The organism is Nocardia aurea, assembly GCF_003123685.1.
GTDB lineage: Bacteria > Actinomycetota > Actinomycetes > Mycobacteriales > Mycobacteriaceae > Nocardia > Nocardia aurea.
This window is the reverse complement of the sequence record NZ_QCYJ01000130.1, coordinates 304,368-324,626: the sequence shown is the minus strand read 5'-3', so window position 1 is coordinate 324,626 and position 20,259 is coordinate 304,368. Positions and strand designations below refer to the sequence as shown.

Sequence of the window (20,259 nt, the reverse complement as noted above, 5' to 3'; positions counted from 1 at the left end):
TCGGTCTAGGCCTCGGCCACCGACTTCAGCCTGGCCAGACCCTTCTCGAAATCCTTGCCGACGATCTTGTCCATCGGCATCACCTTCGAGACCAGGCCCATCAGGCCGGTCTGGCGGCCGGTCATCTTCCAGACCACCTCGGTGCCGTCCCGCACCGGGTTGAGGGTGAAGGTGACCTGGTTGACGGCCTTCCACGGTTTCTCGAATTCCAGCCTGACACCGATTTCCCGGTCGGCGCTCGACACGATCTCCATACGCCCCGCACCCGCCTTGCGGTTGCCCGACCAGGAGTACTTGGCGCCGACGCCGGACTGCGGACCGGCGTAGGAGCGCTGGAGTTGCGGATCGAGATCCTCCCACGGCGACCACTTGGTCCACTCGTGGAAATCGTTGATGTACGCGTGAACGCGCGACGGCGCAGCCGAGACAACGGCCTGCCGGACCACTTCGAACTCAGCCATGGGCCCAGCGTAGGTGACCCGACGCCCGAGACAGCGGGAGAAAACCATGACGCACCGAGCGCAGTCCCTCGCATACGATTATCTCGGTATGTTTCCTGACGAGGGCGGTCCGCACCGCCGCAGTCGAATCGCGACGACGCCCGCGGCGCACTCGGTCGTGGTCGCCCTGTTGGGCGAGGTCGCGTTGCGCCGCGACGGCGCGCTCACCGCCGTGCCCGGAACCCGGTCGCGGCTACTGCTCGCCTCGTTGGCGCTGCGTCGGGGTCGCAGTCGCAGCGCGCAGGCGCTCATCGATGACGTGTGGGCCGATCAACCGCCGCGCGCCCCGATGAACGCGCTGCACACCCAGGTGTCGCGGCTGCGGTCCGCACTCCCCGACGGCGCGCTGGAAATCGGGCCCGCCGGGTATCGGCTGACGCTCGCCGTCGACCAGGTCGATCTGGCGCTGGCGGGGGATCTGCTGCTGCCCGCGCGGCGGGATCGCGAACGCGGCGACGGCGCGGGCTGCCTGGACGCGGTCGCGCGGGCCAGGGCGCTGTGGCGCGGGGAGCCGGGCGCGGATCTGCCCTCGGGCGAGGTCGCCGACGCGCTGCGGGACCGGGCCGCGGAGATCCTCACCCATCTCGACCTGCTCGAATTGGCCGCCAGGCAGGATATGGGCGATATCGACGGCGCGCTGGGGTTGGCGCGGCGGCGAGCGGCGAGCGATCCGCTGGACGAACCCGCCGAAGCGACGCTCATGCGCCTGCTCGCCACGGCGGGACGGGCGAACGAGGCGTTGGAATCCTTCGCCGCGTTCCGCGCCCGGTTGGCCGATCAATTGGGCGCCGACCCCGGGCGGGCGTTGGTCGAGTTGAATACCGCGATCCTGCGCGGGGAGCCGATCGACCGTGCGGAATCCGGCGTCGTGGGCGCGCGGTCGACCGGCGCGAGCGCGCCGACGCTCACGGTGGTGACGGGTGCGGCCGATTCCCCCGGAGACGAGGCGAAGGCCGTGTTGCGAGCCGTGCGTCCGGCCGAGGGCACCGCGACCGCTGACGGCCGGGGGGAGTCGAACGATCCGGCTGCCGCGCGAACGGCATTCGACGGATCCGCGTCGGCGTCCGGCGCGGGTTTCGATATCACGGCTCGGCCCGCGGGTGTGGAGTACGCGGTTCCCGCGGCGATCGGATTGCGTGCCGCGCCGAACGCGCTGCTCGGACGCGACGCCGACCTCGACGCCATCGTGGGGTCGCTCGACACCTCGAGGGTCACCACGGTGCTCGGCCCCGGCGGTACCGGCAAGACTCGCGTCGCCAACGAGGTCGGCGCGCGGGTCGCCCGTTCGCGTCAGGTGCTGATGGTCGAGTTGGCCTCGGTGCGCGCCGATGCCGCCGACGCGCGGGTGGAGGTGGAGGCGGCGATCAGCGCGGCACTCGGCCTGAGCGAGATCGCCTTCGATTCGGCGAGTTTGCGGACCGGGTACACCGCCGATCCGAGGCGGCGGCTGCGCGATGCCCTCGCGGCCCGATCCATGCTGCTGATCCTGGACAACTGCGAACATCTCATCGACGCGGTGGCGATGGTCGTCGCCGATCTGATCGGCCTGGCCCCCTGGCTGACGGTACTCACCACCAGCCGCGCGCCCCTGATGATCACCGCCGAGACCGTCTACCCCCTGCCCGCGCTGACGATCGACGCCGCCGGTTCGCCCGCCACCGAGCTGTTCGAGGCCAGGGCCCGCGCCGTGCGCCCGACGGTGCGGCTCGACGCCGAGGTCGTCGCCCAGTTGTGCCGGACGCTGGACGGGCTGCCACTCGCCATCGAGTTGGCGGCGGCGCGGGTTCGGGCGATGAGCGTCGAGGAGATCAACTCCCGGCTCGCGGATCGTTTCGCGCTGCTGCGCAACGGTGATCGCAGTTCGCCCGAACGCCACCGCACCCTGCACGCGGTCATCGACTGGAGTTGGAATCTGCTGGACGAACCGCAGCGGGTGGCCCTGCGCAGGCTGTGCCGGTTTCCGGGCGGTTTCGGGCCCGAGGCCGCCGAGGCGGTCGCGGGCGGACCAGACGTCGGCGACGTGATGACCGCGCTGGACGGGCTGGTCAACCAGTCGCTGCTCACCGTTTACGACGAGGACGTCCTCGGCACCCGCTATCGGATGCTGGAGACGGTCAGGGAATACGGGCAGGAACGGCTCGCCGCGTCGCCGGGAGAGTCCGAAGCGGTGATCGAACGGATGACGCGGTGGTCGTGCGATTTCGCGGAAGCCGTGGCGAACAGGTATCTCGACGGTGACCAGATGGAACTCGCGCGCGCAGTCACCACCGAACTGGATAATCTGCTGGCGGCGCTGCGCTATGCCATCGAACGGCGTGACGCGCGCTCCGCGTACACCATATTCCCGGTGGTCGGCACGCTGTGGGTGATCCGCGGTTCGCATATGGAAGTGGTCGCGTGGGCGGCCAGGGTGGTCGACCTGGACGAGTCCTGCACCGAAGGCGCCGCTCTACGTTCGGATCTGGTGCTGATCACCCTCGAGATGACGTTCCTGCACCTGTTCTACACCACCAAGGATGTGCGTTACCTGGCTCGACTGCGGTGGCGAGTACGCCGATTGCTGGGCAGCCGAACCGATCTCGACCAGACCGCCAGGTTCATCGGTGAGATCATGCTCAGCCGTTCGGATGGATTCGGCGCGGCGAGGCGTATCGCGGAGGCGGTCGTGCACGGCGACTCGCAGACCAAGGCCACCGCACTGCTGTTGCGCGCCAACATCAAAGAGAACCAGGGCGATGTGCGCGGCTCCACCCACGACGCGATCCGCGCGCTGGAGGAGTTCGGCCACAATCAGATCTGGAGCGTGGCCATGGTGTGCAACCACCTGGGGCAGGTGTTCGGCCAGACCGCCGAATACCGGGAATCGGTGGACTACTACCGGCGCAGCCTCGACATGCTGTTGCATCTGGGCGTCCACGAGGACACCGTGGAGACTCGGAGCATGCTCGCCGCCTCGTTGATCGGCGCGGGCGACTTGGCACAGGCGCGGCGTGAACTCGAGGCCGCCATGGGGACGACCGATTTCGGGGCCACCGACATTCCGCCGGGGATGAACCTGCACGGGCTGGCCTTGCTCGTGCAGGGCACCGCGGAACTGGCCATCGCCGAAGGCGATTTCGAGGAAGGGGTGCGACGCTACGACCGGGCGCTGCGATTGACCGGCTGGCCGCGTTCGGAGATGGGGCCCGGTCCCGGAGGGGAGCTCATGGTCGCGGCCGCGGTGCTCGACGCCAGGGTGCTGTACGGCGCGCCCGAATCCTCCGCCGACCTGGTACGGAAACTACTCGATCAGGGCTCGGCCATGCTGTCGGAATACCCGGATCTTCCCCAGATCGGCGGTCTGGCCTGCGCGGTCGGCTCGTATCTGATCGCGACCGGTCTCGATCCCGACCGTGGACTGCTGTTGCTCGCGCTCGCTCCCGAAGTCAACGCGCGCCAGGATTTCGCGTCGATGCGTTTGGATCTGCACCGGTCGGCCGCCACCGCGAAACTCGGCGCGCGCCGAGTGACGGAAGCGACCGAGACCCATCGCGGGGTCGGCCGCAAGGTCGCCTCGGACGAGATCATCCGCGTCATCGGCGAATTGCGCGACGCACGCTGACGACGAACGACCGCCGTCCCGATATACGGGACGACGGCCGGTCGTCGGGTGTCTCACGCCTTGCGCATGTACGCCCGCACGGTGATCGGGGCGAGAACCGTGACGAGCACGGCGGCGCCGACCAGCGTCCAGACGAAATGACTGCCGATATGGCCGTCGTTCATCAGATCCCGGCACGCGTAGATCAGATGGGACACCGGGTTGACGTTGACGAAGCCCTGCATCCAGCCGGGCATGGTCTCCGGTTGCACGAAGGCGGGGGAGCAGAAGGTCAGCGGGAACATGATCAGCATCGAATAGCCCTGCACCGCGGAGGCCTTGTTCGCGATCACGCCGAAGAACGCCCAGATCCAGCTGGTGGCGAAGGACGCGACGATCACCAGCAGCGCCGCGCCGACGACGCCGACCACGCCGCCGTGCGGGCGGTAGCCCATGATCAGACCCATCACGACGGTCAGTGTCGTGGCGATGAAGTAGCGCACCATATCCGCGGTGAGCGCCCCGGACAGCGCCGAGATGCGGGCGATGGGCAGGGATTTGAAGCGGTCGAAGACGCCTTTCTCCATGTCCTCGCGCAACTGCACGCCGGTGGTGACCGAGGTGAGGACGACGGTCTGCACCATGATGCCGGGGATGATCAGCGGCAGATAGCTTTTCACGTCGCCGGAGATCGCGCCGCCGAAGATGTAGGTGAACATCAGCGTGAAGATGATCGGCTGGATGACGACGTCGAAGAGCTGTTCGGGATTGTGCTTGATCTTGAGCAGGCCGCGATAGGCCATCGTCATGGTGTTGGCGAAGGTCTGACGCAGGTCGATCGCGGGTGCCGGGGTCGGCAGCGGCCGTGGCACGGTGGCCGGCTCGGTGAGGGTGGCGGTCATGCCGCGCTCCGTTCGGTGTCGTCCGCGCTTTCGGTGGCGGGATGGCCGGTGATGGTGAGGAAGACCTCGTCGAGGCTCGGCTTGGAGACATTGATCTCCTCTACCGCGATCTCCCACTCGCGCAACCGGATCAGCAGATCGGTGGTCATATCGGCGCTGCGCAGCGGCGCGGTGAGTCTGCCTGCCTCGGGGGTGATCTGGGCCTCGGTGCCGAGGAAATCGCTGACGATGCGCTTGGCCTCGTCCAGTTGCGATCTGTCGGCCAGGGTCAGGTGCAACGACGAGCCGCCGATGGAACTCTTGAGCTCGTCGGCGGTGCCGTCGGCGATCACCCGTCCCCGGTCGATGACGGCGATCCGGTCGGCGAGCTGATCGGCCTCGTCGAGGTACTGCGTGGTCAGGACCACCGTCGCGCCCTCGCGGACCAGACGGCGGATGGTCTCCCACATCTGGGCGCGGGTGCGCGGGTCCAGACCGGTGGTCGGTTCGTCGAGGAAAAGCAGCGGCGGCGCCGAGATCAGGCTCGCGGCCAGATCCAACCTGCGCCGCATACCGCCGGAGAAATTCTTCAACGGTTTGTTCGACGCTTCGACCAGGTCGAATTCCTCCAGCAGTTCGACGGTTCTGCGGCGTGCGTCGGATCGGCTCAGGCCGAGCAGGCGGGAGAAGATCATCAGGTTCTCGGTCGCGGTGAGATCCTCGTCGACCGAGGCGTACTGCCCGGTGACGCCGATCAGCGAGCGCACGGCCGCGGGTTCGGAGGCGACGTCGTGGCCGAAGATGCGGGCACTGCCGCCGTCGGGCCGCAGCAGGGTCGCCAGCATGCGGATGGTTGTCGTCTTGCCCGCGCCGTTGGGTCCGAGTACGCCGTACACCGCGCCCTGCGGCACCGCCAGGCTGACGCCGTCGACGGCCCGCTGCTCCCCGAACACCTTGACCAGGTCGCTCGCCTCGACGGCGAGCGCTGAAGTGGGTGTGTAAGTCATGGGGACAACTGTGCGGGCGTCGTCTTGCACGGCCCTTGCACGACGATGGCGGGACCGCTTGCACGGTCCCGGCCACCACCGCTGCCAGAGTGCCACCGCTGTCAGAGTGTCGCCACTGTCAGAGCGTCACCGCTGCCGGGATGTCACCGCTGTCAGTACGTCGAGCTGGAGAGCAGTTCGCGCAACTTCGCGCGATTGGGTTTGCCCGGACCGTGCACCGGCAGTTCGTCGAGCAGTGCCAGTTCGCGCGGCGCGGCGATGGCGTCGAGTTCGCGTTCGACGTACTCGCGTAACTCCTCCAGCGTCGGGCTCGCGCCCTCGGTGGGAACCACCGCGACCGCCACCCGCTGCCCGAGACGTTCGTCGGGCAGGCCGAGGACGACGCATTCGCTGATCGCCGGATGCGAGACCAGCACGGCCTCGACGACCTGCGGGATCACCACGAGTCCGCCGGTGAGGATGGCCTCGTCCAGGCGACCGCTGATGCGCAGTACGCCGTCGTCGAAGGTGCCCGCGTCCTCGGTGCGGAACCAGCCCGGTTCGGCGAAAGCGGGATGATCGGGATGGCCCCGGTAGCCGGTGGCGATCATCACGCCGCCGAGCAGCACCCGGCCGTCCTCGATCCGCACCTTCGCGCCGTCCAGCGGCACGCCGTCGTAGACGCAACCGCCGCAGGTCTCGCTCATGCCGTAGGTGCGAACGACATTGATGCCGGCCGCCTTCGCGCGTTCGTACACCGGTTTCGGGGTGGCCGCGCCGCCGACGAGTACCGCGTCGAGATCGGCGAGTGCCGCCCTGGCCGCGGGATCGTTCAACACTTTGATCAGTTGCGTCGGCACCAGCGAGGTGTAGCGGCGTGGCCCGCGCATCCCGGAGATGGCCCCGGCCAGGGCCTCCGGGAGGAATCCGCCCGAGACGTCGAGCACGGCCGGTTCGGTACCCGCCTCGATACTGCGCAGCAACACCTGGATACCCGCGATGTGGTGGGTGGGCAGGGCGAGCAGCCACGTGCCCGGCCCGCCGAGGCGATCGTGGGTGGCGGCGCAACTGGCCCGCAACGCGGCCGCCGTGAGCATCGCGCCCTTGGGCGCGCCCGTGGTGCCGGAGGTGGTCACCACCAGCGCCACCTCGTCGTCGATCGGCTCGCCGGGGGCGAGCGCGCCGCTGAGCCGATGGGCTTCGCGGCGGTCGCTGCTCGGGATCGGCAGCCACGCCGGACCGCTGCCCTCCAGTGCCGCGCGGAGGTGAGGTATCACATCACCCAGCGCGGAGCCGCTCGGCATGGGAAGTGTGCGCAGTGTGCTCACGACGCCGCCCCGTTCGACGACGCCGCCTCACTCGATGACTCCGCCTCGTTCGACACAGCCGTCTCGTTCGACACAGCCGTCTCGTTCGACACAGCCCCGTTGGACTGTCTTCCCGCACCCACGGGCGGAGTACCTTCGGTTCGCTCGCTGGGCTCCCTCACGTCAGGGATCGTGTCATGTCCGCGCCGCCGCGCACGGACAGGGTCGGTGTGCTGGGGAGACGCAGACGAACTGCGGCCATTCCCCGGTAACAGGATTCAACTACGCCAGGCATCGGAGACTGCGATTCACTCGTCGGAAACTCGGAATCGGCGGCCGCCCGGACATCGGCGGCAGGGCGTCCACCCGAGCGTTATGGTCCTCGTCGTAACCCGCCTTGGCAACTCGACCTTCGGCGCGACGGACCGGCTCGGGTTTCATCCTAGTCGCCTGACCAGCGTGAATCGCGCCGGATCGGATGCTCGGGGGGAATCTCGACCAGGACGATCGGCACTCCGTCCGGGTCGCGAATCCACATCTCGATCAGGCCCCACGGCTCCCGTTCCGGCGCGCGATCGATCCGTATCCCGGCCAGCGCCAGTTCCGCCGCCGCGTCGGAGAGATCGCGCACCTGCAACCAGATCGCGCCCGCGAACGCCGTCGAGACGCCCGATCCGCCGTGGGCCGCGACCTCCACCAGCGACTGCCCGGCGAAGAAGACGGTGCCGCCCGGATATTCGCGCGCGATCGCCAGACCGAGGCCGTCGCGATAGAAGGCCAGTGTCTCCCGATAGTTCGCGGGCCGCAGGATGACCCGGCTGCTCAAGATCTCCACAGTGCCGATCCGTCCCTCGGGTGAGTCAGAAGTACCAGGGGTACGGGGTCCAGTCGGGGTCTCGCTTCTCCAGGAACGAGTCGCGCCCCTCGACCGCTTCGTCGGTCATGTAGGCCATGCGCGTCGCCTCGCCCGCGAACAGCTGCTGACCGACCAGACCGTCGTCGAGCAGGTTGAACGCGTATTTGAGCATGCGCTGGGCCTGGGGGGATTTGCCGTTGATATCGGCGGTCCATTCCAGCGCCACATTCTCGAGTTCGGCGTGATCGACGACCTTGTTCACCGCGCCCATGTGATGCATTTCCTCCGCGGTGTAGGCGCGACCGAGGAAGAACACCTCGCGGGCGAATTTCTGCCCGACCATTTTCGCCAGATAGGCGCTGCCGTAACCGCCGTCGAAGCTGCCGACATCGGCGTCGGTCTGCTTGAAACGTCCGTGTTCGCGGCTGGCCAGGGTCAGGTCGCACACCACGTGCAGACTGTGCCCGCCGCCCGCGGCCCAGCCGTTGACGAGCGCGATGACGACCTTCGGCATGAACCTGATGAGGCGCTGGACCTCGAGGATGTGTAATCGGCCCGCGCGCGCTTGGTCGACGGTGTCGGCGGTGTCACCGCTGGCGTACTGGTAGCCGTTGCGACCGCGGATGCGCTGGTCGCCGCCCGAGCAGAAGGCCCAGCCGCCGTCCTTGGGGCTCGGGCCGTTGCCGGTGATCAGCACGGCGCCGACATCGGGGGTCATCCTGGCGTGGTCGAGCGCGCGGTAGAGCTCGTCGACGGTGTGCGGGCGGAACGCGTTACGGACTTCTGGTCGATCGAACGCCACTCGCACCGTGCCCTGTTCGATATGCCGGTGGTAGGTGATGTCGGTCAGGTTCTCGAATCCCGGAACGGGCCGCCACAGCTTCGGATCGAAAGTCACACCGTGATTATCACGTGCGGCCGATTGTGTCGTGGAGGTGACGCCCGTGTGATTCCCCCGTTGATAGTTCCATCCGGTGGGGCCTGCCGATTCGACGGTGTATAACGACGCGATACGGTGCAGGTGAGGAGCGGGCGGACCGGTGACCCGGAATCGCGCCGCGGTGCCGGAGGCGAGTGTGAACGAGGCGGAGAATCATGAGTGAGCAAGGCAGACCCGTGGGTGTCGAGGCGGCGCCTCGGATCGACAGCAGTGCGGTGGACGCGGCGGACCGGTACGAGCGCCACGGCGGCTTTCCCAAATACTCGCAGGCGCAACCGGGTCCGGCATACGGCGAATTCGTCGAGACGATGCGCACCCTCCAGGACCTCACCGTCTGCGTCGACGCGCCGGACGAGGTTTTCGCCGACGCGCTGGGCAAGGCGCGCGAACTGGCCGAACTCCTCGAGCCGTATCGGGCCGTCGAAGGCCAAGGCCCCGCGGGCCGGGTCATGCACCTGCCGGGTCGTGGCAGCCTGCTGATGCTGCCGTGGACGGTGCGCGAGGCCGGGCCGGACGGCATCACCATGTCCGGCGTCTTCCGCCGGTATCACCTCGGCGGCAACGGCGCCGCGCACGGCGGCGTGCTCCCGCTGCTCTTCGACGACCTGTTCGGAATGATCGTGCACTACGCGGGCAGGCCGATCAGCCGCACCGCCTATCTTCACGTGAACTACCGCAAGGTGACACTGCTCGATACGCCGCTGACGGTGCGCGGCCGCGTCGACCGGATCGAGGGCCGCAAAACCTTCGTCACCGCCGAATTGCTCGATGAGCAGGGCGAATTGCTCGCAGACTGCGAAGGATTGATGGTGCAATTGCTGCCGTGGCAGCCCTGAGCGCGCTGTCCGGATGCGCCGAGAGCGCCGTCGTGCGAAGGTGAAGCGGGCCCGTTGCCGGGTGAGCGACGTGTGACGCTCGGCACCAGTGCGTATAGTGGCGTGCGCTCGTTCATCGACACCGATCCGGAGGAACCTGAAAGTGGTTGCAGCACTGTCTGAATCCCTGCTCATCGACGCCAAGCGCGCGGCTTTTCTCGCCGACGCCAAAGATGTTCTGGACGCCGAGGTGTCGGACAAGGGTGGTGCGTCCGGCCTGGCCGTGAAGGGTGGATACGCGGCGGTCAAGAAGATCAGCCCGTCCATCGTTCCCGACGCGCTGGAGTCGTTGGCGCCCAAGCTCGTCGCGCAGCTCGACCCGTTCTGGCAGGAATACACCGCGTCGGGTGAGGGTCGTTTCGCCGACCTGCTCGTCGCCAAGTCCGACGCGGTCGCCGAGGCGTTGCTCTCGGTCACCGACGCCCGCGCCGAGTCCTCGACCCGTCCCGCGTTGCAGAAGGTGTACTCCTCGATGCGCTCGTCGGCGAAGAAGAATGTCATCGAGGCGCTGCCGCGACTGGGTGATCTCGTGCAGAAGCACGCCGTGTAATTGCGGCCGTCGCCACGTCGCACGTCGAACGGCCCCGCTCGATGAGGGCCGTTCGACGTGCGACGGGTACTGCCCGATCGACACCGTGCGGCACGGGTGGTCCCATCGGCGCCGAGGCGCGGCGCCGTGGCGTGAGCGTCGATCGTCATGATCTCTGCCGCATGTCATCTCGGCCGCACCGCTCTCGCTTCCGTCGCCAGGTCGCGGCGGCTCCGCCCCGCGCGCGGTTCGGGCGCGATGGATCCGGCACTGTGAGCAGGCTGACGAAGACGTCGGGTGGCCTGTCTGGGAGGCTGGAGTCGTGAACCCGTCAACAGCGCAGGCGCAGGTGGTCGTCGACGAATTCGTGCGCGGCGGGGTGCGGGACGTCGTGCTGTGTCCCGGTTCACGCAACGCGCCGCTGGCATTCGCGCTCCAGGCCGCCGACGTGGCGGGCAGATTGCGGTTGCACATGCGCATCGACGAGCGCACGGCGGGATTTCTCGCCATCGGCCTCGCCGCCGCGGCGCAACGTCCGGTGCCGGTGGTGATGACGTCGGGGACCGCCGTCGCCAATCTCGGCCCCGCTGTCCTCGAGGCGAATTACGCCAGGATGCCGCTGATCGTCGTCAGCGCGAACCGGCCCTACGACATGCTCGGCACCGGCGCCAACCAGACCGTCGAACAACTCGGTCTCTTCGGCAGCCAGGTCCGGGCCACCATCAGCCTCGGTCTCGCCGAATTCGACGCCGCGGGCGGAACCGCGGGCGCCGAACAGGGCGGCACGGTGTACGCCCAGCAGAACAGCGTCTGGCGTTCGGCCGTGTGCCGGGTGCTCGCCGCCGCGCGCGGCACCCGTTCGGGCAACGCGGGCCCGGTGCATTTCGACATCCCGTTGCGCGAACCGCTCGTCCCCGATCTCGCGCCGGGTGAGATCGCCCCCGCGGGCCGCGACGGCGACCGCGCGTGGACCTCGACCGAATACGCGACTCTCGACGTTCCACTCGCCATCGACCTGACGCCCGATACCGTCGTCATCTCCGGCCACGGCGCGGGGCTACGCCCCGAACTGGCCGATCTGCCGACCGTCGCCGAACCGACCGCGCCCATGCACGGTCCGGCGCTGCACCCGCTGGCATTGCCGCTGCTGCGACCGAAACAGGCGATCATCACCGGCAGGCCGACCCTGCACCGCCAGGTGTCCAAGGTGCTGGCCGATCCGGCGGTCACGGTGTTCGCGCTGACGACCGGCCCGCGCTGGCCCGATGTCTCCGGCAATGTCGTCGGCACCGGCACGCGCGCGGTCACCTCCGGCGCGCCGCGCGCGGAATGGCTGGCGCGCTGCCGCGAACTGGACGCGACCGCGAATCAGGTGGTGCGCGAGGAATTGGCCGCGCACCCGAAGCCGACGGGGCTGCACGTCGCGGCCGTGGTGATGGACGCGTTGCGCGACGGTGACCAGTTGCTGCTCGGCGCGTCCAATCCGGTACGCGACGCGGCACTCGTCTCGTCGCCGCGTCCCGGTGTGCGGGTGCTGTCCAATCGCGGTGTCGCCGGAATCGACGGCACCGTCTCGGCGGCGGTCGGCGCGGCTCTGGCGCACGACGGTCGCACCGTCGCGTTGATGGGCGATCTCACCTTCCTGCACGACGCGTCCGGTCTGCTCATCGGCCGTGGCGAACCGCGGCCCGAGGATCTCACCATCGTGGTGGCCAACGATGACGGCGGCGGCATCTTCGAACTGCTCGAACAGGGCGATCCGCAGTACGCGGGTGTTTTCGAACGCGTCTTCGGCACACCGCACGGCATGGACCTGGCCGCCCTGTGCGCGGCCTACCGCATCCCGCATCGGCAGGTCGATCCCGAACAGCTCGGCATCGAATTGGCCGCGCCCGCGCACGGGGTGCGGGTGCTGGAGGTGGCCACCGAGCGATCGAGCCTGCGAGAATTGCATGCCGCCGTCAGGGCCAAGATCGCTGTCTGAGCCCGGACGCCGACCTCCGCGCGAGCGGCCTCGAGCCACCCGGTCCGTTCAACTCGGCGTCGGTGCGACCGATGGCGTGCCCGAGTCGGCCTGGTCCGCACGAACCGCAGTCGCTGGGCTCGGGAGTCCGCGCGAACCGCGGATGGTGGGGCGATTATTCGCTGAGCTCGAAGGACTCGTCGTCGGGCGGCACTTCGATCGCCTGGTCGACGATATCGGCGACATCCGCGTGCCAGGTATCCGCGTCCACGGCGTCGGCGAGTACCTGTTCGTCCTGTTCGGCGTCGTCCGGTGACACCGGGGTGGATTGTTCGGCCAGGTCGGCGTCGGATACCTCGCCGACGCCCGGCACCGCGTTCGAAGATGTGCTGCGATCGGTCATCGTGTGCTCCTGTCCTCGTCGCTCTCGCCCGGGTACCCGGTCCCGCGAGGTGAAACAGTCCAGCAGCATCGAGGATGCGCCTCTCGGGCCGATCCGGCGGCCGAACGGACGGATCGACCGTGTGTCGCGGCGTCGCGCCGCTCACTCCCCGTCCCGCGCCCCGCTCCCGTTCGCCGGATGTTCCACCAGCGCCACCAGTCGATTGGCCATGAATCTCGCGGTGCGCACCGGGGTACCGGTACGGGTCACCTCGCTGACCTCGACCACGCCGCGCGCTATCCGCACGTCGACTCGTCTGCCCGCTCGCGTCGCCGCTATCTCGTAATTGCTCGACCTGTCGCCGATATCGACGACGATCTCCACTCGATCACCCTTCATCTCCCAATTATCCTCTTATCCAGCGTCTTTCGCTGTCACGACTCAGCGGCATTCCGCACCAGGGTCCCCGCGCGAACCGCGTCGAACGCCGCGCGCGCCGCGGTAGCGGCCACGGTCTCGTCGATCGGGTCGCCGCTGGCGAGCAGCCGGTAGTACAGCGGCGCGGAGACCGCCGAGAGGACGGCGCGCGGATCGGTGCCCTCGGGCGCCTCGCCCCTGGCGACGGCGGCGCTCACGCACGGCGACCATTCGGTGAGCCGCACGTCGTAGAAGCGGCGCAGGGCCGCGGCGGCCGCCTCGTCGCAGGTGGCCGCGGCGATGACGGCACGGAACAGCCGCCCCTGGCGCGGATCGGTGAGCGTGCGCGCGACCAACCGCGCGTTGGCGGTGAGATCGCCGAGCAGTGAGCCGGTGTCGGCCCGTGCGACGGACTGTTCGGCCATGTCGACCAGCAGATCGGTCACCAGCCCGGTCGCGCTGCCCCAGCGTCGGTAGACGGTGGTCTTGCCGACCTCGGCGTGGGCGGCGACCTCGGCCAGATCCAGTTCCGCGAAACCTCTTTCGGCCAGCAGATCGCCCGCGGCCCGCAGTACCGCTTCGCGGACCCGGGCGGTGCGCCCGCCCGGCCGGATCGATCCGGGAGCGGTCTCTTCGGAAGTCATAACGGTACTCCAGTTTCATTTACGCGCCGACGGGTGTAGCGTTCGAGTTAACGGAACTATAGACCCTTTAGGAGTTGCCATGGAGTACCGACGGCTCGGCGCATCCGGTCTGCTCGTCCCCGCACTGAGTTTCGGCGCGGGCACCTTCGGCGGACGCGGAGCGCTGTTCAGCGCCTGGGGCGACACCGACGCCGCGCAGGCGCGCAGACTCGTCGACATCAGCGTCGAGGCGGGGGTCACGATGTTCGATACCGCCGACGTCTATTCCGACGGCGCGTCCGAGGAAGTCCTCGGCGCGGCCATCGCGGGCAGACGCGATCAGGTATTGATCTCGACCAAGGCGGGCCTGCCGACCGGCCCGGGTCCGTACGAAGCCGGTTCCGGACGGGCGCGACTGATCGGCGCGGTCGAGAATTCGCTGCGCCGACTGGGAATCGAGCACATCGACCTGTTCCAGTTGCACGCCTTCGACGCGCGCACCCCGGTCGAGGAGACACTGGGCGCGCTCGACGATCTGGTCCGCGCGGGCAAGATTCGCTACCTCGGCGCTTCCAACTTCGCGGGCTGGGAGCTGATGAAATCACTCGCCGCCGCGGACCGTGACGGGCTCACCAGGTATGTCGCGCATCAGGTCTTCTACTCGCTGGTCGGGCGCGATTACGAATGGGAGCTGATGCCGCTCGGACAGGATCAGGGTGTCGGCGCGGTCGTGTGGAGCCCGCTGGGCTGGGGACGGCTCACCGGCAAGATCCGGCGCGGGCAACCGCTTCCCCCCGGTAGCCGCCTGCACCAGACCGCGGAAGCGGGTCCACCGGTGGACGACGAACTGCTCTACGACGTCGTCGACGTGCTCGACGACATCGCCGCCGAAACCGGGAGGACGGTCCCGCAGATCGCCCTCAACTGGCTGTTGAGCCGCCCGACCGTCGCCACCGTCATAGTCGGGGCCCGCGACGAGAACCAACTGCGTCAGAATCTCGGCGCTGTCGGCTGGCAACTCGAACCGGAACATCTGGCCCGTCTCGACAAGGCGAGCGCGACGACCCCGCCCTACCCCTACTACCCCTACCGCCGCCTGCCCGACTTCGCCCGGCTCAACCCGCCCCTCGTCTGATTTCGGGGCACTGCGCCGCACCCGACGGACACTGCAAGGGGATAGGGCCCGACGCGGTCGACCGACTCCCGGATCAGTAGACGTCGCGTACGTAGCGTTTATCGGCGATCAGCTGTTTCTTGAACGCGAGCGCGGCGGGTTCGTCGAGTTTGCCGTGGATCTGGGCGATGCGGAGCAGGGTGTCGTCCACATCCTTCGCCATGCGCGCGGCGTCACCGCAGACGTAGAAATGGGCTCCGTCACGCAGCCACGACCACAGTTCCGCACCGTGTTCGATCATCCGGTTCTGCACGTAGATCCGCTCGCGCTGATCCCGGGAGAAGGCCAGATCCAGGCGGGTGAGGAAACCCGAGCGGAACATGTCCTCGAGTTCGGCGCGGTAGTAGAAGTTCTGCGCGGCGTGCTGTTCGCCGAAGAACAACCAGTTCCTTCCGGTCGCGCCGAGTGCCCTGCGCTCCTGGAGGAATCCGCGGAACGGGGCGATCCCGGTACCGGGGCCGACCATGATCATCGGCGCGTTCGGGTCCAGCGGCGGCCGGAAATGCGGTGCGCGCTGGAGGAAGATGGGGACTTCCGCGCCGACGCCGTCCACACGATCCGCGAGATAGGTCGAGCACACGCCGCCGCGCCTGGCCGCCGAACCCGCCATCGCCGGATCGCCGTAGCGCACCACGCCGACGGTCAACTGCACCTCGTCGGGGCTGACCAGCGGACTCGATGAAATCGAATACTGGCGCGGCTGCAACTTCTTCATCGTCGCGAGCCAATCGACCAGATCGGCGCGCACCGGGAAATCGCGCAGCACGTCGACGGCTTGGCGATCCCACAGGTAGTTGTCGAGTTCGTTGCGGTTGTCGCGGCGCAGCAGTTTGGCGAGTTGCTGACTCGGATTGTGGTCGGCCACGAAGGTCAGCAGGTCGTGACTGATCTTGGTGATGTCGTAGTGGGTGCGCAGCGCCTGCGACAGCGGCACCTCCCTGCCGTCGACCTCGATACCGCGCCGCCCGTCCAGACCGGTGGCGTCGAGCCATTCGGTCACCAGGGATTCGCAGTTGGCGGGCCATACGCCCAGCGAATCGCCGACCTCGTAGGCGGCGTTCAGTCCGCGCAGGTCGAATCCGAACTGACGCACCTCTTTCGAGGAGCCCGGTCGCGACAGTTGTTCGTTGCGCACCAGCGACGTCGTCAGCGGCGCGTGCCGGGTGAACGGCGCGGAATTGTCGCGCCGGGAACGTGCGGGCGCGGGCGCCGAACGGGTCAGCGTCATGGTCGCGCCGCCCGTGGCGATCGGTACGGCAGCCCTCGGCGCGGGGCCGCCGCCGGCCGGGACCGTCCCCGGTACCGGGTCGGCGGGACCGGATTCGGTTCCGCCGCCGGAACCGCCGAGCGCGGCCAGCACGTCGTCGAGCCACCGCTCGGCGGATTCGCGATAGTCCGGTTCGCTGTCGGTGCGCGCCAGCAGCCGGGTGGCTCCGCGTTCGGCCAGTTTCGTGTCCAGTTTGCGGCCGTGCCCGCAGAAGTCGTCGTAGGAGGAATCACCGAGAGCGAAGACCGCGTAGCGCATACCGGTGAACCGGACCACGCTGTCGTCGAGCCGATCCCAGAAATCCGCGCCGTTGTCCGGCGGGCCGCCGTCGCCGAAAGTACTGCTGATCAACAGCACATCGCCGGTGAGCACCCCGAGTTCGCACGAATCCATGTCGAGCAGTCTCGGCGCGTAACCGGATTCGGCGAGTCGCTCGGCCACCTCGGCGGCGAATTCCTCCGCGTTGCCGGTCTGGGACGCCCACAGCACCGTGACGGGCGCCGCCGGGGTTTCCTCGCCCGCGAAGTCGGCGTCGACGAGACCCGCGCCACGCGAGTACATACCCGCGAGCATGCCGTCGATCCACATCCGGCTGCGCGCGGACAGCGGCGCCGATTCGGGCAGCACCGGCTGGCCGACGACGGGAAGCGATTGCAGCGCCGCCAGATATCCGCCCAGGTAGATCTGCTCGACATCACTCAGTGTCGGCGCGATACCGCTGTCGAGGCCGAGCATGACGGCCAGCGGATGCGCCTGCGCCGCACCGTTTCCGGCCCCGGCGCCGACCATCGCGGGGGTGTCGCGTTCGGGTTCCGGCACCGGCGCGACCCGCCGCAGCGATACCGCGCAGGCCTTGAACTCCGGTTGCAACGACGCGGCGTCCACCGCGTCGTTGGTGACGGCGTTGATGGTCAGGTATTCGCCCTGTTCGTCGTTCCAGTGGAAGGGGGCGAAACAATCACCGGGTCGCACGCGGTCGCTGATCTGCACCGGAAGCACCGCGCGGCCACGCCGCGAGGCGATTTCGAGCTGGTCACCCGGCCGCAGATCGAGCCGTTCGGCGTCCTCGGGATGCACCTCGATGAACGGCTTACCGTTGAGCTTGTTCAGCTTGGTGATCTTGCCGGTTTTGGTCATCGTGTGCCATTGGTGCTGCAACCTGCCGGTGTTCAGCACGAACGGATAGTCGTCGTCGGGCATCTCGTCCTGCGCCATATGCGGGCGCGGCCAGAAGACGGCCTTGCGGCTCGGTGTGGCGAAAGCCAGACGCGGCCGGTGTCCGGATTCATCGACGAACAGGGTCTGGCTGACACCGTCGTTGAGGTAGCGCACCGGATTACGGCGCGCGCCCGGCTCGGCGCACGGCCACTGCATCGATGATTCGCGCAGCGCGTCGTAACTCATGCCGCGCAGGTCGTAGCCGGTCGCGGGATTGGCGAAACGCTGGATCTCGGCGAACACCTCGGCGCTGGAGTCGAATTCGAAACCGGGGAACCCCATCGCGGTGGCGATCTGGGCGATGAGCAGCCAATCGGGGCGCGCCTGTCCCGCCGGTTCGACCGACTGCTGCAACAGGGTGACATTGCGTTCCGAGTTCACCATCACCGCGTCGGCCTCGGCCCACAGCGTGGCGGGCAGCAGCAGATCGGCATAGGAATTGGTGGCGGTCTCGGTGTAGGTGTCCTGGGCGATGACCAGATCGGCGGCCTCGAGACCGGCGATCACGGTTTTGCGATTCGCGACCGAGGCGACCGGATTGGAGCAGATGATCCAGGCGGCCTTGATCGAACCGTCCGCCATCGCGCGGAACATCTCGATGGTGCCGGGCCCGGCCTCGGTGCGCAGGGTGCCCGGCGCGAGATCCCAGGCGGTTTCCACGAAGGCGCGGTCGGCGGCGGCCAGCAGACTGCGCTGGCCCGGCAGACCGGGGCCCATGTAGCCCATCTCGCGTCCGCCCATCGCGTTGGGCTGACCTGTGAGCGAGAACGGCCCGCTGCCGGGACGGCTGATGGCGCCGGTGGCCAGGTGCAGATTGCACAGCGCGTTGGTGTTCCAGGTGCCGTGGGTGGACTGGTTCAGGCCCATCGTCCACAGCGACATCCATTCGCCCGCCTCGGCGATCATCGCGGCGGCGGTCCTGATATCGGTCTCGGCGAGTCCGGTGATCCCGGCGACCACGTCCGGGGTGTACTCGGCGAGGAATTCGGGCATCGCGTCCCAGCCCTCGGTGTGCTCGGCGATGAATTCCTCATCGATGTCGCCGTTGGTCACCAGCAGATGCAGGATGCCGTTGAGCAGCGCCAGATCGGTGCCGGGTTTCAACTGGAGGAACAGATCGGCGCGCGCGGTGGTGTCGGTGCGCCGCGGATCGACGACGATGAGTTTCGCGCCCGCCTTGAGCCGGTCGGCCATGCGCAGGTAGAGGATGGGGTGGCAGTCGGCCATATTGGCGCCGATCACGAAGAACAGGTCGGCGTGCTCGAAATCGTCGTAGGAGCCGGGCGGCCCGTCGGAGCCGAGCGATTGCTTGTAGCCGGTGCCCGCACTCGCCATGCATAGGCGCGAGTTGGCCTCGATGTGGACGGTGCGCAGGTAGCCCTTGGCCAGTTTGGTCGCCAGGTACTGCGCCTCCAGCGACATCTGACCGGAGACGTAGAGCGCGATCGCGTCGGGGCCGTGTTCATCGAGGATGGCGCGCAGCCGGTCGGCGGCCTCGGTGACCGCGGCGTCGACGGGGACGGGCACCGGGGCCTGTCCGCGCTCGGGCCGCCGGTAGGCGGTCTCCATCCGGCCGGGCGTCTTCATGAGTTCGAGGTGGGTCGCGCCCTTGGTGCAGAGCCTTCCCGCGTTGGACGGATGGGATTTGTCGCCGCTGACCTTGGTGATCATCGGTTTACCGGTGGCGTCGGGGGCGGTCTGCACGGTGATTCCGCAGCCGACGCCACAGTAGGAGCACGCCGTGTTGGCGGTGCCTCCCGTGCGAGCCGTTACTGCATCCGACATGCTTCCGATAATGGCCATCGGCCGTTGCGTCGCATTTACCCAGCGTTATCGTCAGATGACAATTAACCTCACGGCGTGAATCCACGGCGGTGAGATCGCTGGAGGGGCGGGTGTTCTCCGACCCGAACAGCCCCGATCACCTGCGGCGATGACGGCCGGTTCGCGCGATGGTCGTCGGCGCGAACCGAAACCTGTGTCACGTTGTCGCCGTCGGCCCGGCTGACGTGAGTGTCGTCACTGTGATTGCCCGGAGGCGATCGACTAGAGCTTGTAGGCCCGGTGCAGCGCGACGATGCCGCCGGTCAGATTACGCCATTTCACCGAGGACCAGCCCGCGTCGGCGATCCGCATCGCGAGCTGTCGCTGGTTGGGCCAGGCCCTGATGGATTCGGCCAGATAGACGTAGGCGTCGGGGTTGCTGCTCACCGCGCGCGCCACTCGCGGCAGCGCCTTCATCAGGTATTCCATGTAGACGGTTTTGAACACCGGGACCACGGGTGTGGAGAATTCACACACCACGAGTCTGCCGCCGGGTTTGGTGACGCGCAGCATCTCGCGCAGCGCCCGCGGGGAGTCCGAGATATTGCGTAGGCCGTAGGAGATGGTCACCGCGTCGAAGGAGTCGTCGGCGAAAGGCAGCGCGGTGGCGTCGGCCGCGACCATCGGCACATCGCGGAACTGACCGGCGGCGAGCATGCCCTTGGAGAAATCGGCGGCCAGGCACCACGCGCCCGACCTGGCCAGGTCGAGCGTGGAGATACCGGTGCCCGCCGCGAGGTCGAGGACGCGCTCACCGGGGCGCGGTGCCACCGCTTTGCGGACCGCCCACCGCCAGTACCTGTCCTGGCCCGCCGAGATGACGGTATTGGTGATGTCGTACCGCTTCGCGACCCCGTCGAACATCGACGCGACCTCGTGCGGCTGCTTTTCGAGCGAGGCCCGAAACGATTCCCGCTGCTCTGTTTTCGCCACGGGT

General features: G+C 68.3%; 16 protein-coding genes. 5 read left to right on the top strand and 11 right to left on the bottom strand.

Annotated elements, in window-relative coordinates; translation table 11 throughout:
• Positions 1-5: 5 nt before the first annotated feature.
• A complete protein-coding gene (locus tag DAT37_RS33330; RefSeq protein WP_109528855.1) occupies positions 6-461 on the bottom strand; it encodes an SRPBCC family protein in 456 nt (151 codons plus the stop codon).
• An 88-nt stretch (positions 462-549) separates the two neighbouring features.
• Between DAT37_RS33330 and DAT37_RS33325 the strand changes: the two genes are divergently transcribed.
• Entirely contained in the window at positions 550-4,101 is a 3,552-nt protein-coding gene (locus DAT37_RS33325) for an AfsR/SARP family transcriptional regulator (RefSeq protein WP_109529124.1), read from the top strand.
• A gap of 53 nt (positions 4,102-4,154) precedes the next feature.
• Here DAT37_RS33325 and DAT37_RS33320 read toward each other — a convergent pair whose 3' ends face one another.
• From DAT37_RS33320 to DAT37_RS33300, 5 genes are all read right to left on the bottom strand, one after another.
• The gene (locus tag DAT37_RS33320) at positions 4,155-4,982 is read right to left on the bottom strand and encodes an ABC transporter permease (RefSeq protein ID WP_109528854.1); all 828 of its coding nucleotides are present in this window, start codon (positions 4,980-4,982) and stop codon (positions 4,155-4,157) included.
• Complete coding sequence (locus DAT37_RS33315) at positions 4,979-5,968, bottom strand: ATP-binding cassette domain-containing protein (RefSeq protein ID WP_109528853.1); 990 nt, start codon at positions 5,966-5,968, stop codon at positions 4,979-4,981. The genes DAT37_RS33320 and DAT37_RS33315 overlap by 4 nt, the downstream gene beginning before the upstream one ends.
• Before the next feature lie 152 nt (positions 5,969-6,120).
• On the bottom strand, positions 6,121-7,275 hold the full coding sequence (menE, locus tag DAT37_RS33310) for an o-succinylbenzoate--CoA ligase (protein ID WP_198654560.1): 1,155 nt from the start codon (positions 7,273-7,275) through the stop codon (positions 6,121-6,123).
• 421 nt (positions 7,276-7,696) lie between these two features.
• On the bottom strand, positions 7,697-8,089 hold the full coding sequence (locus DAT37_RS33305; protein WP_109528852.1) for a VOC family protein: 393 nt from the start codon (positions 8,087-8,089) through the stop codon (positions 7,697-7,699).
• 25 nt (positions 8,090-8,114) lie between these two features.
• Positions 8,115-9,008: a 1,4-dihydroxy-2-naphthoyl-CoA synthase gene (locus DAT37_RS33300; RefSeq protein WP_109528851.1), complete on the bottom strand. Its 894-nt coding sequence runs from the start codon at positions 9,006-9,008 to the stop codon at positions 8,115-8,117.
• Between the two features lie 197 nt (positions 9,009-9,205).
• On the opposite strand from DAT37_RS33300, the gene DAT37_RS33295 reads away from it, so the two are divergent.
• The 3 genes from DAT37_RS33295 to menD all read left to right on the top strand — a co-directional run bounded on the left by DAT37_RS33295 (position 9,206) and on the right by menD (position 12,438).
• On the top strand, positions 9,206-9,886 hold the full coding sequence (locus DAT37_RS33295; RefSeq protein ID WP_109528850.1) for a PaaI family thioesterase: 681 nt from the start codon (positions 9,206-9,208) through the stop codon (positions 9,884-9,886).
• Between the two features lie 142 nt (positions 9,887-10,028).
• The gene (locus tag DAT37_RS33290; protein ID WP_109528849.1) at positions 10,029-10,475 is read left to right on the top strand and encodes a DUF6918 family protein; all 447 of its coding nucleotides are present in this window, start codon (positions 10,029-10,031) and stop codon (positions 10,473-10,475) included.
• 301 nt (positions 10,476-10,776) lie between these two features.
• Positions 10,777-12,438, top strand: a complete 1,662-nt coding sequence (menD, locus tag DAT37_RS33285) for a 2-succinyl-5-enolpyruvyl-6-hydroxy-3-cyclohexene-1-carboxylic-acid synthase (RefSeq protein WP_109528848.1) — start codon at positions 10,777-10,779, stop codon at positions 12,436-12,438.
• A 154-nt stretch (positions 12,439-12,592) separates the two neighbouring features.
• On the opposite strand, the gene DAT37_RS33280 is transcribed toward menD, so the two are convergent.
• From DAT37_RS33280 to DAT37_RS33270, 3 genes are all read right to left on the bottom strand, one after another.
• A complete protein-coding gene (locus tag DAT37_RS33280; RefSeq protein WP_109529122.1) occupies positions 12,593-12,820 on the bottom strand; it encodes a hypothetical protein in 228 nt (75 codons plus the stop codon).
• A gap of 141 nt (positions 12,821-12,961) precedes the next feature.
• Complete coding sequence (locus DAT37_RS33275) at positions 12,962-13,198, bottom strand: hypothetical protein (protein ID WP_109528847.1); 237 nt, start codon at positions 13,196-13,198, stop codon at positions 12,962-12,964.
• Between the two features lie 35 nt (positions 13,199-13,233).
• The gene (locus tag DAT37_RS33270; RefSeq protein WP_109528846.1) at positions 13,234-13,860 is read right to left on the bottom strand and encodes a TetR/AcrR family transcriptional regulator; all 627 of its coding nucleotides are present in this window, start codon (positions 13,858-13,860) and stop codon (positions 13,234-13,236) included.
• 79 nt (positions 13,861-13,939) lie between these two features.
• On the opposite strand from DAT37_RS33270, the gene DAT37_RS33265 reads away from it, so the two are divergent.
• Positions 13,940-14,974 carry an aldo/keto reductase gene (locus tag DAT37_RS33265; RefSeq protein ID WP_109528845.1) on the top strand — a complete coding sequence of 345 codons (1,035 nt, stop codon included), beginning with the start codon at positions 13,940-13,942 and terminating at the stop codon, positions 14,972-14,974.
• A gap of 73 nt (positions 14,975-15,047) precedes the next feature.
• Here DAT37_RS33265 and DAT37_RS33260 read toward each other — a convergent pair whose 3' ends face one another.
• Positions 15,048-19,283, bottom strand: coding sequence for a bifunctional nitrate reductase/sulfite reductase flavoprotein subunit alpha (locus DAT37_RS33260; RefSeq protein ID WP_109528844.1), 4,236 nt, complete (start codon positions 19,281-19,283; stop codon positions 15,048-15,050).
• A 261-nt stretch (positions 19,284-19,544) separates the two neighbouring features.
• Positions 19,545-20,255 (bottom strand): demethylmenaquinone methyltransferase, encoded by a 711-nt coding sequence (locus DAT37_RS33255; protein ID WP_109528843.1) that lies wholly within the window; start codon positions 20,253-20,255, stop codon positions 19,545-19,547.
• Positions 20,256-20,259 lie beyond the last annotated feature (4 nt).